Genomic DNA, 11,315 nt, shown 5'->3' on the forward strand with positions numbered 1-11,315 from the left:
ACGGCCGCGTCGCCGTCCGGTCTCCCGCCGGAGGCCGCCGTCCCCACTGCCAGAACACTACGCCGCCCCACTGACAACGCCCCACCGACTTACGGTCCATTGACCATCGGGCCACTGAGTGGTGTGCATCGTGAGGACGCACCTCCGAGATCACTGCCTGCCGTCACGACAAGCTCACCGCCCACCCGCGGGCTGTCGGCCCCGGTGCGATCGCCGATCTGAAGCGGTCGTGACGAGATCGCGAATCATCAGTATTCACGTAACAGTCAGTCTCAAAGTATTCCTAAACGATCGCCGGGGCCGTAAACCTCAGGGGTAAGTCACCCACGAGACAAGCAGGACGATGACGAACCAACCTCCTGGCTACGGCTACCCGTCAGACCAGAACCACCATGGCCAGCAGCCTCAGCCCGGTTACGGCGCCCCGCAGGGCCCGTACGACTCGCAGCCCGGCCCGGGCTACCCGCCCCCGCCGCCGCCCGGTTACCCGCAGGGCGCCGGCCAGCTCCCGCCGTGGCTCGGCCAGGCCGGCCCGTACGGCCCGCCGCCGCCCGGCACCCCTACCCTGGCCAATCCCGGCGACCGCTTCCTGGCCCGCCTGATCGACTTCGGCATCCTGCTGATTCCGTTGGTCTTGGTCCAATTCACCATCGCGGTCGCGGTCGGCTCGATCGTGGCCGGCGTCATCGGCGCCGCGATCGTCTTCGGCTACGAGGGTGTGATGATGCTCACCCAGGGCCAGCAGTCCATCGGCAAGAAGGTGATGAAGCTGCGGGTGGTCTCAGCGGCGCACGGTGGCCGTCCCTCCGACAACGAGCTCTGGATCCGCAGCGCGGTCTTCGGCCTGCCCCAGGCGGTCTACCTGATTGGCTCGTTGTTCTCCCTGGTGAACGTGCTGTCGCTGCTCTGGGACAAGCCGCTGCAGCAGTGCTTCCATGACAAGGCGGCCAAGACCGTGGTGGTGAAGGAGGCCTGAACGGTCGCCGGTCGACCCCAGTGAGTGCCACGAAGCCCGGTTGCCCCGATCATCCTCGGCGGCGACCGGGCTTCGGGTTCCGTGCGGCGGCGCCCGGGGAGGACGTCAGGCGACCCGCGGGCGTTCGGCACCGGTGAGGGTCCGGACGAGGATCCGGACGAGGATCCGGGCCGGCGGCGGTTCGTGCTCTTGGGGGTTGGGTGCGGTCACTGGCCCGTCACCACCGCCGCCTGGGGGCGGATGGGGAGGCGGTTGACCGGGCGGCCCGTGGCGGCGCGGACCGCGGAGGCGATCGCCGCCGGGGACGTGACGACCGGCACCGCGCTGACCGCCTTCGCACCGAAGGGCGCGACCACGTCCCGCTCCTCGACGAGCTTGACGATACGGATGTCGGGCGCGTCCAGGGCCGTCGGAAGCGCGTATCCGGTCAGGTCGGGGTGGCGGATCAGGCCACGGCCGGTGCGCAGGTTCTCGGTGAGCGCGATGCCCACGCCCTGGGTGACGCCCGCCTCGATGCGCGCGTGCAACTGCGCCGGATTCAGCACCCGGCCCACGTCCTGCGCCAGCGCCAGCTCCACCACCCGCACCGAGCCCAGCTCGACGTCGACGTCGACGACCGCGCGGATCGCGCAGAACGCCAGGCCCACGAAGGCGTCGCCCTGACCGGATTCGTTCAGCGGCTCCGTGGGATGCGGGCGGCACTGGGCGGTCGCCCACAGCTCCTTGCCGTCCAGGGCCTCGGTGACGGTGGTCGACAGGACGCCGTCGTACGACGTGATCTTGCCGTCGGTGATCTGCAGCAGTTCGGTGGACATGCCGAACTTGTGCGCCAGGGGCTGCAGGAGCTGGGTGCGGACCATCTTCGCCGCGCGTTCCACCGCACCGCCGGACACCCACGTGTGGCGGCCGCGGCAGCCGGCGCCCGCGGGGGGCTGGTCGGTGTCCACCGGAGCCACGTGCACCTCGTCGACGCCCAGGGTCTCCTGCACGATCTGCCGGGCCAGCGTGGTGAAGCCCTGGCCGGTCTCGACGGCCGCGCACAGCACGGTCGCGACGCCGTCCTGGACGCGGACGGTCGCCGTGGAGACCTCGTCGGCGCCCTCCGCGCCGAGCATGTGCACCATGCCCAGGCCGTAGCCCACGCCCCGGCGCACCGCGCCCGGGTCGCCGGCGCCCTCGGGGCCGCCGGGCAGCAGCCACTCGTCCTCCGGCGTGTCCTTGGGCAGCGGCGGCAGCGGGAAGTCCCGCACCGCCTGGAGGAGTTCGGCGACGGGGGCCGGGCAGGTCACCGTCTGGCCGGTGGGGAGCACGTCCCCGGTGGCCAGTACGTTGCGCATCCGCAGCTCCGCCGGGTCGACGCCGAGCTTCTTCGCCAGCTTGTCCATCTGCGCCTCGTACGCGGCGCACACCTGCATCGCGCCCTCGCCGCGCACATGCCCGGAGGGCGGGTTGTTGGTGCGTACCGCCCAGCCCTCGATGAAGGCGTTCGGCACGACGTACGGGCCGCAGGCGAACGCCACCGCGGCGGCCAGCGCCTCGGACGAGGTGTCCGCGTACGCGCCCGCGTCGAGCAGGATCTGCGCCTCGACCTTCACCAGCCGGCCCTCGGCGTCGGCGTGGTGGCGGTAGCGCAGCAGGGTGGGGTGCCGGTGGGCGTGGCCGAGGAACGACTCCTCGCGGGTCGCCGTCAGCTTCACCGGGCAGCCGGTCTTCAGCGCGAGCAGGCCCAGCGGGAGCTGGAAGCCCTGGTCCTCGCGGTCGGCCGTCGCGCCGGGCACGCCGGTGACGACGATCTTCACGCGTTCGGGTGCCAGCCCGTAGCAGGCGGCGAGCGCGTCGCGGTCGGCGTGCGGGTCGGTGGAGGCCAGGTACAGCTCGACGCCGCCGTCGGGGCGCGGCACGGCGAGGCCGGCCTCGGCGCCGATCGGGGCGGGATCCTGGCGGCCGATGCGGTACAGGCCCTCCGCGACGACCTCGCCGACCGCCTCCGGGTCGCCGTGGCGCAGCGGGATGTGCCGGATCAGGTTGCCGTCGGGGTGCAGCGGCTCCGCCTCGAAGGCCTGCTCTGGGTCGGTCACCGGGTCGAGCACCTCGTACTCGACGATGACGGCGGCGGCGGCCATGCGCGCGGTGTCGGGGTGGTCGGCGGCGACGGCGGCGATGGGCTCGCCGTGGTGGCGTACGACCTCGGAGGCGAAGACCGGGCGGTCGGCCTTGCCGCGGCCGTGCAGCGGGGCGCCGGGGACGTCCTCGTGCGTGACGACGGCCCGCACGCCGGGCATCTCGCGCGCGTGGGAGGTGTCGATGGACACGATGCGCGCGTGCGCGTGCGGCGAGCGCAGGACGGCGGCCCACAGCAGGCCCTCGGCCCACAGGTCGGCCGCGTACGGGAACGTGCCCTCGGTCTTGGCCCGGGCGTCGGCGGCCGGCAGGGAGGCGCCGAGGCCGTGCGGGATCGGCTCCGGGGCGGGTGCTGCCTCCGCGGCGGTGGTCGCGGTGGCGGCTTCGTTGCTCACGCCTGGCCTCCGTCCTGTCCGTACGCCTGGTCGTGCGGTCCGGGTGATCCCGGTGATCCCGGTGATCCCGGTGATCCGGGTGATCCGGGCGATCCGGGCGATCCGTGTGATCCGGGTGATCCGGGTGATCCGGGTGATCCGGGTGATCCGGGTGATCCGGGTGAGTCGAACGCCGACGGGTTGACGCCGCCGGCTCCCGGGCCCGCCTGGTGCGGGATGCGCGCCTCGTCGGCGTGCGCCCCGGCGTGCGTTTCGGCATTCGCCTGGTGGTCCGTCGCGTCGTCGGCCGCGGAGTGCGCCTCGCGTTCGGCGACGACCTCCTGGACCGCGTCGACGACGCCCCGGTAGCCGGAGCAGCGGCACAGGTTGCCGCACAGCGCCTGGCGGGTCTCCAGCTCGGTCGGCGCCGGATTGCCCTCCAGCAGGTCGTGCACCGTCATCGCCATGCCGGGCACGCAGAAGCCGCACTGCACCGCGCCGCACCGGGCCAGCGCCCGCTGCACGTCGGAGGGCTGCCCGTCGACGGCGAGTCCCTCGACCGTGCGGACCTCGCTGCCGGCGGCCGTCACGGCGGGCACCAGGCAGGACGCGACGAGCCGTCCGTCGACCTGGACGCTGCACGCGCCGCACTCGCCCTGCGAGCAGCCGTCCTTGGCGCCCGCGAGCCCGAGCCGCTCGCGCAGCACGTACAGCAGGGACTCGCCGATCCAGGCGTCGGCGACGGGGCGGTCGGCGCCGTTCACCCGAAGGACGTAGGACGCGAGGGGGTGTTCCTCGCCGGTGGGCGCGGGCGCCGGGCCGTCGTCCGTGGCGTCCGCCGGGCCGGCCGCGTGGTCCGCGTGGTCCGCCTGGTCCGTGGAGTCGGCCCGGCGGGGTTCGGAGGGGGCCTGCAGGGGGCCGTCGGCTTCCGGGTTCTCCTGCGCGGTCGCGGCGGGTTCGTCCGCCGGCCCGGTCTGCTCCCCTGCCGACGGTTCCTCGGCCGGCTGCTCTCCGGGCGTCGGCTCCTCGGCCGGCGGTTCTCCGGGCGTCGGTTCCTCGGCCGGCGGTTCCTCGGCCGGCGGTTCTCCGGCGGGCTCCGCGAACGGCTCTACGGCCCCTTCGGCGGCCTCGGCGGCGCCTTGCGCGGCCTCCGCCGCCCCAGCGGCCTCACCGGCCTCCTGGGCCCGCTGTGCGGCTTTCTGAACCGCCTCCGCGACCTGGGCGGCCCGCGCCGCCTCCGCCGCCGCGTGCGCCCCGGGGTCCTGCTCGCCGGACGCGGCCGAGTGCTCGTGCGCCGGGTGCTCGTGCGCCGGGTGCTCCGGTGCCGCGGCGTCGTGCCCGGCGGGGGCGTGCCCGGCGGGGGCGTGTCCGGCGGGAGCGTGCCCGGCCGGGCTGTCCGCGGCCTGCTGGGCGTCGTGGCCCGGTGCGGGCGTCCCGTAGGCGTACCCGGCGTCCGCCGGCGGCTGGGCGTATCCGGCGCCCGGCTGCGGGTGCGGCTCGTACGGCTCGTGCGGCCGTCGGGGATCGGCGTGCGGGGCCGTCCGCTCGTCCGTCGCGCCCTCGACGGCGGCGCCCCACGCCTGGCCCGCCCCGTCGGTCGCCCACGGCGCGGGCGCGCCGCCGGGCAGGGTGGCGGGGGGCGTGCCGCCCCACTGCTGGACCAGCGACGACGTGGTGAACTCGCCCGACTCGTCCGGCAGGTCGCCCCCGGCGACGGGGATCGACCACTCCCCGGTCACGTCCTGGCCGGGCGCGGGCGCCGGCGCGGGCTGCGGGGCGGGCGGGGCCTCGTGGCCGGCGTTGTCGCCGAAGTTCCACTGCTGCGTGGCGCCCGGGTGGTACGTGAACCGGTCGTCCGGCGCGCCCTGGGGTGCGGCGTTCGGGTCGGGCCACGGGGCGCCGTCGGCGGGCGCCGCCCACGCGCCCGGCGCCGCGGGGTCCCCGGCGCCCGGGGCGGGGGTGGCCGTTATCTGCGGGGGCACGTAGCCGTGGCCCGGCGCGGCGAGGGGGGTGTCGTAGGAGGCGAGCAGCGCGTCGATGCCGCCTTCGGGGAGTTTCACGAAGGCGGTGGCGCCGTCGTCGTAGTCGCCCTGGGGCAGCGGGTCCCAGCGTCCCGCGCCGCCCTGGGGCGCGTCCTGTCCGTGCTGGTCGTCGGTCACGACAGCGCCCTCCCCAGTGCTCGTCGGGCCAGCGCGGCGACGGTGCGCCGCAGGTGCAGTACGGCGGGCGGAAGCTGCGGCACGGAGCCGTCCGCCTCCGGGGCCGGGTCGGGGATGCAGGCCGCGGCGACGTACTCGCCGAAGGCGCCCAGCGCCTCGGGGACGATCGCGCGGTTGTTGTCCCAGTCGATCAGCCGGGCGACCCAGTGCTCGGCCTCGAGGGGCCGCAGCGGCATCGGCGCTATGGCGCCGACGGCGCACCGGACACCGCGCCGGGCCGGGTCGAGGACCAGGGCGACGGACGCGACGGCGCGCCCGGGCCCGGTGCGTCCGGTGGCCTTGAGGAAGACCTGCGGGGCGTGCAGCAGCGGCACGCGCACGTAGCCGATGAGTTCGCCGCCGCGCAGCATGTCGACGCCGGCCAGCAGGTGCGAGACCGGCAGCTCCCGGCGGGCTCCGCCCGGGCCCGCGATGATCAGCGTCGCCTCCAGGGCGGCCAGCACCGGCAGCGCGTCCCCGGTGGGCGCGCCGGAGGCGATGTTGCCCCCGAGGGTGCCGGCGTTGCGGATCTGCGGCGGGCCCGCCGCGCGCGCGGACGCGGCGAGCGCCGGGATGAGCGCGGCGAAGTCGGGGCGGCCCATGCGCGCGTGGGTGAGGCCCGCGCCGAGCAGGGCGTGGCCGTCCTGGTACTGCCAGCCGCGGATCTCGCTGATCCGGCCGAGGCCGACCAGCGCGGCGGGTCTGAGCTGCCCGGAGTTGACGGCGGCCATGAGATCGGTGCCACCCGCGACGGGCACGGCGGCTGGCATGGCGGTCAGCGCCGCCACGGCCTCGTCCAGCGTCGCGGGCAGCGTCACGGCCTGCGCCGCCTGCGGTGCGTGCATGGTCAACCCGGCTGCCCCTTCCCGCTGCCCCACCTGGTCCCAGCTGGTCCCGCCTGTTGCGCCGTACGGTACGTGCCGACAGGGCGGACGTGGCAACTCTGGCACATCTTCGCAGGGCCCGAAGACGGGGGTCCGCTAGGAGGCATTCGCCCGCCTCACCAGGGAGATGGTCCGTTTTCACACGTCATCACCTGAGCAATCCGGTTGGCACCCTTCGGTGATGCTTGCGATGGTTTTCCCGCCCCCGTTCGGGAGGTCGGCTACCTGTTCGGGGGCGCGCCCTCGACCGGCCGCCCGGGCACGCCGGGACGCCGCTGCCACGGCCGTGGTCCGGCGGGCGGCCGGTAGGCGACCCCCAGGGCGTCAAGTCGCCGATAATGCACGGCCATTCGCCGCTCGAAGCCGGCCAGGTCGCGCTGCCCGGGGGGCGGCAGGCGACTCCAGGCCACCTCGGCGAAGGCCGCGAGCCGCGGGAACGTCTGGTAGTCCACGCGGCCGCGGTCCTCCATCACCTCGGTCCACACGCTCGCCTGGGTGCCCAGCACATGGCGGGCCTCCTCCTCGGTGAGCTGCGGCGGGACCGGCTCGAAGCGGTAGACGTCCTCCAGGGTGCGCACGTACCCGATCGGCACCGGCTCGTCCTCGCCCGGGGCCTGACGGTGGTCCAGGTACACGTACTGCTCGGGGCACATGACGACGTCGTGGCCGGCCCGCGCGGCGGCCACCCCGCCCGCGTAGCCGCGCCACGACGACACCGCCGCGCCCTCGGCGAGGCCGCCCTGGAGGATCTCGTCCCAGCCGATGAGCCGGCGCCCGCGCGTGGACAGCCACGCGTCGAAGTGCCCGATGAACCACGCCTGCAGCCCGTCCTCGCCGGCGAGCCCGAGTTCCCTGATGCGCGCCTGCGCGGCCGGGGACCGCCGCCACTGGTCCTTGAGGCATTCGTCGCCTCCGACGTGGACGAACCGCGAGGGGAAGAGGTCGAGCAGTTCCTCGAAGACCCCTTCGTAGAAGCGGACGGTGTCGTCGGTGGGGGCGAGTACGTTCGGCGAGATCCCCCAGTCGTCCCAGACGGACAGGGCGGCGGTGTCGACGACGTCGGTGTTGCCGAGTTCCGGGTACGCGGCGATGGCGGCCTGCGAGTGGCCGGGCACGTCGATCTCGGGGACCACGGTGATGTGCCGCTCGGCCGCGTAGGCGACGATCTCCCGGATGTCGTCCTGCGGGTAGAAACCGCCGTGCGGCTTCGGCTCCCACAACGGCGAGGCACGGTGGCCGAATCTCGTACGCGCCCGCCAGGCGCCGGTCTCGGTCAGCTTCGGGTACCGCCGGATCTCGACGCGCCAGCCCTGGTCGTCCGTCAGGTGGAGGTGCAGCACGTTGAGTTTGTGCGCGGCCATCAGGTCGAGGTAGCGCAGGACGTCGTCCTTGGGCATGAAGTGCCGGGCGACGTCGAGCAGGAGGCCGCGCCAGCCGAAACGGGGCGAGTCCTCGACGCGGGTGAGGGGGAGGCGCCACCGCCGGCCGGGGAGGGGGGCGCGCCGGAAGGCGTCCGGGCCCAGCAGCTGCCGCAGTGTCTGGGCGCCCCAGAAGACTCCGGCGGGGCCGCCGCCCGCGAGGTGCGCGCCGTCCGGCGTGACGGCGAGCCGGTAGCCCTCGGCGCCGAGGTCCTCGGTGACCCGCGGGTCGACGGACAGCCGGAGCACGCCGGGCCCGCCCGGGTCCCCGGGAGGAAGCGGCAGGCCGGTGGCCGCGCCCAGCGTCGCGCGCAGCCAGCGTTCCGTCCGCTCCGTGCCGGTCCCGGCGGCCAGCGCGGTCCGCGGGCCGAGTTCGAGGAAGCGGTCCGCATGGGCCGTCGCCTGCCGGGGTTCGGGAATCAGGTCCACCACGTCAGCCCTTCACCGCTGTCGCCCGGCCCGGAGACCGGCCGCCGTCGTGCCGCTGCGCGCGACGGAGGCCTGCTGCGCGCGACGGAGGTCTGCTTCGCACCACCGCGGCTTGCCCTGCGCGACGGAGGCTTGCGCAACGGAGGCTACGGAGTGCGGCGACGCGCCCACAAGAGGTCTCGACCACTTCCCGGCCGGAAGACGCGAAAGCCCCCCGGGTCGCGCGGAACCGCGCCCCGGGGGGCTCGCGAACGTCTGGCGGTACGGGCTACTTGCCGCCGTCGCCCTTGTCGTCGCCGCCGCTGCCCATGGACTCGTAGATCTCCTTGCACATGGGGCACACGGGGTACTTCTTCGGGTCGCGGCCCGGCACCCACACCTTGCCGCACAGCGCCACGACGGGAGTGCCGTCGAGAGCGCTCGCCATGATCTTGTCCTTCTGGACGTAGTGGGCGAAGCGCTCGTGGTCGCCGTCGCCGTGCGACACCTGCGGCGTCGGCTCTACGAGGGTCCCCGTACCAGTCCCGCGCTCGGGCTCGAGAGTGCTCATGCCGCCAAGAGTACTGAAGCTCACACCCATCAGTTGAGCGAAGGGTCGTCCGGGTACGTGGCCACCATCGCCAGCTCGCTGCGCTGGCGGCGCAGCACCTCGCGCCAGAGCCGCTCCGGGGACGGCGAGGAGACGTCGCCGGGCTCGGACTCGACGACGTACCAGGCGCCCTCCGCCAGCTCGTCCTCCAGTTGACCCGGGCCCCAGCCGGCGTACCCGGCGAAGATCCGCAGGGAGCCGAGGGCCGAGGCGAGCAGCTCCGGCGGCGCCTCCAGGTCGACCAGGCCGATCGCGCCGTGCACCCGGCGCCAGCCCAGCGGGGCCCGCTCCCCGGCCGCCCCGCCCGGGATGACGGCCACGCCGAGAGCCGAGTCCAGCGACACCGGGCCGCCCTGGAAGACGACGCCGGGCTCGCCGGCGAGGTCCGCCCAGTCCTCCAGGATGTCGCCCACGTCCACCGGGGTCGGACGGTTGAGGACTACCCCGAGGGAGCCCTCCTCGTCGTGGTCGAGGAGGAGCACCACCGCACGGTCGAAGTTCGGGTCAGCCAGGGCGGGCGTTGCCACGAGCAGCCGCCCTGTGAGCGAGGACACCTCGGTCATGCCAGACATGATCCCGCATCTTCCGCCGGAGTGGGGAGGCAATGCGGGTAAGGGGGTGAGCGCACCTCAGGACGGTTCGGAGCACGCCGGGCGCACGAACGGGGCGGTGACCGCGCGTGCCCGGCGGGGAACGGTTCGTGTTGTGACACAGCTATGACAAGGCTGGGGCGTTCTCGGGCTTACTGAAGGGGGGTGGGCGGCGATTACCCTTTCCCTTCTGGCCCTGCCCCACTCATCGGAACGCGAGATACATGACCGTCAACGACGATGTCCTGCTTGTCCACGGCGGAACCCCGCTGGAGGGCGAGATCCGTGTCCGCGGTGCGAAGAACCTCGTGCCGAAGGCCATGGTCGCCGCCCTGCTGGGCAGTGGGCCGAGTCGACTGCGCAACGTGCCGGACATCCGTGACGTGCGTGTCGTACGCGGCCTGCTGCAGCTGCACGGGGTGACGGTCCGTCCGGGTGAGGAGCCGGGCGAGCTGGTACTCGATCCGACCCACGTCGAGAGCGCCAACGTGGCCGACATCGACGCCCACGCGGGGTCGAGCCGCATCCCGATCCTGTTCTGCGGCCCGCTGCTGCACCGGCTCGGGCACGCGTTCATCCCCGGCCTCGGCGGCTGCGACATCGGCGGCCGGCCCATCGACTTCCACTTCGACGTGCTGCGGCAGTTCGGCGCGAAGATCGAGAAGCGGGCCGACGGGCAGTACCTGGAGGCGCCGCAGCGGCTGCGCGGCACGAAGATCCGGCTGCCGTACCCGTCCGTCGGCGCGACCGAGCAGGTGCTGCTGACGGCCGTCCTCGCCGAGGGCGTGACGGAGCTGTCGAACGCCGCGGTCGAGCCGGAGATCGAGGACCTGATCTGCGTCCTGCAGAAGATGGGCGCCATCATCGCGATGGACACCGACCGCACGATCCGCATCACGGGTGTGGACCGGCTCGGCGGCTACAACCACGGCGCCCTGCCCGACCGCCTGGAGGCCGCCTCCTGGGCGTCCGCGGCGCTCGCGACCGAGGGCGACATCTACGTCCGCGGCGCCCAGCAGCGCTCGATGATGACGTTCCTCAACACCTACCGCAAGGTGGGCGGTGCCTTCGAGATCGACGACGAGGGCATCCGTTTCTGGCACCCGGGCGGGCAGTTGAAGTCCATCGCCCTGGAGACGGACGTGCACCCCGGCTTCCAGACGGACTGGCAGCAGCCGCTGGTGGTGGCCCTCACCCAGGCGACGGGCCTGTCCATCATCCACGAGACGGTCTACGAGTCCCGGCTCGGCTTCACCTCCGCGCTCAACCAGATGGGCGCGCACATCCAGCTCTACCGCGAGTGCCTGGGCGGCTCCGACTGCCGCTTCGGGCAGCGCAACTTCCTGCACTCCGCGGTCGTTTCGGGCCCCACCAAGCTCCAGGGCGCCGACCTGGTCATCCCCGACCTGCGCGGCGGTTTCTCGTACCTGATCGCCGCGCTCGCGGCCCAGGGCACCTCCCGCGTCCACGGCATCGACCTGATCAACCGCGGCTACGAGAACTTCATGGAGAAGCTCGTCGAGCTCGGCGCGAAGGTGGAACTGCCGGGCAAGGCGCTCGGCTAGTCCCCCGGTCCCGGACGTGGCCGACGGCCGCCGGGCTTGATCACGGCGAAGACCTGCGTGGGGGGGGGGGGGGGGGGCCCGGCCCCCCCCCCGGTTTTTTCGGTCCCACCGTTTTACCCGGGGGGGGGGGCCCCACGACAGGGACGCGCGGGGCGAATATTAGCGGGGCCG

At 73.9% G+C, this 11,315-nt stretch carries 8 protein-coding genes; 2 read left to right on the top strand and 6 right to left on the bottom strand.

The genetic code is table 11. From position 1 onward, the window contains the following. Positions 1-343 precede the first annotated feature (343 nt). Positions 344-976, top strand: a complete 633-nt coding sequence (locus ACH4ZX_RS24885; RefSeq protein ID WP_398276668.1) for an RDD family protein — start codon at positions 344-346, stop codon at positions 974-976. A gap of 206 nt (positions 977-1,182) precedes the next feature. On the opposite strand, the gene ACH4ZX_RS24890 is transcribed toward ACH4ZX_RS24885, so the two are convergent. The 6 genes from ACH4ZX_RS24890 to ACH4ZX_RS24915 form a co-directional block, all read right to left on the bottom strand. Next, positions 1,183-3,492, bottom strand: coding sequence for a xanthine dehydrogenase family protein molybdopterin-binding subunit (locus ACH4ZX_RS24890; protein WP_398276671.1), 2,310 nt, complete (start codon positions 3,490-3,492; stop codon positions 1,183-1,185). After that, the gene (locus ACH4ZX_RS24895; protein WP_398276674.1) at positions 3,489-5,630 is read right to left on the bottom strand and encodes a 2Fe-2S iron-sulfur cluster-binding protein; all 2,142 of its coding nucleotides are present in this window, start codon (positions 5,628-5,630) and stop codon (positions 3,489-3,491) included. The genes ACH4ZX_RS24890 and ACH4ZX_RS24895 overlap by 4 nt, the downstream gene beginning before the upstream one ends. After that, the gene (locus tag ACH4ZX_RS24900; RefSeq protein ID WP_398276677.1) at positions 5,627-6,520 is read right to left on the bottom strand and encodes an FAD binding domain-containing protein; all 894 of its coding nucleotides are present in this window, start codon (positions 6,518-6,520) and stop codon (positions 5,627-5,629) included. The genes ACH4ZX_RS24895 and ACH4ZX_RS24900 overlap by 4 nt, the downstream gene beginning before the upstream one ends. Positions 6,521-6,774: 254 nt before the next feature. Next, positions 6,775-8,400, bottom strand: coding sequence for a beta-N-acetylhexosaminidase (locus ACH4ZX_RS24905; RefSeq protein ID WP_398276822.1), 1,626 nt, complete (start codon positions 8,398-8,400; stop codon positions 6,775-6,777). A gap of 268 nt (positions 8,401-8,668) precedes the next feature. Continuing rightward, positions 8,669-8,950, bottom strand: a complete 282-nt coding sequence (locus ACH4ZX_RS24910; protein ID WP_324784140.1) for a DUF3039 domain-containing protein — start codon at positions 8,948-8,950, stop codon at positions 8,669-8,671. A 29-nt stretch (positions 8,951-8,979) separates the two neighbouring features. Then, complete coding sequence (locus ACH4ZX_RS24915; RefSeq protein ID WP_324784141.1) at positions 8,980-9,552, bottom strand: YqgE/AlgH family protein; 573 nt, start codon at positions 9,550-9,552, stop codon at positions 8,980-8,982. Positions 9,553-9,803: 251 nt separating this feature from the next. On the opposite strand from ACH4ZX_RS24915, the gene murA reads away from it, so the two are divergent. Continuing rightward, the gene (gene murA, locus ACH4ZX_RS24920) at positions 9,804-11,144 is read left to right on the top strand and encodes a UDP-N-acetylglucosamine 1-carboxyvinyltransferase (RefSeq protein WP_398276681.1); all 1,341 of its coding nucleotides are present in this window, start codon (positions 9,804-9,806) and stop codon (positions 11,142-11,144) included. Positions 11,145-11,315 lie beyond the last annotated feature (171 nt).

It is taken from the genome of Streptomyces sp. NPDC020490, from assembly GCF_044335305.1.
In the GTDB taxonomy this organism is placed as follows: domain Bacteria; phylum Actinomycetota; class Actinomycetes; order Streptomycetales; family Streptomycetaceae; genus Streptomyces.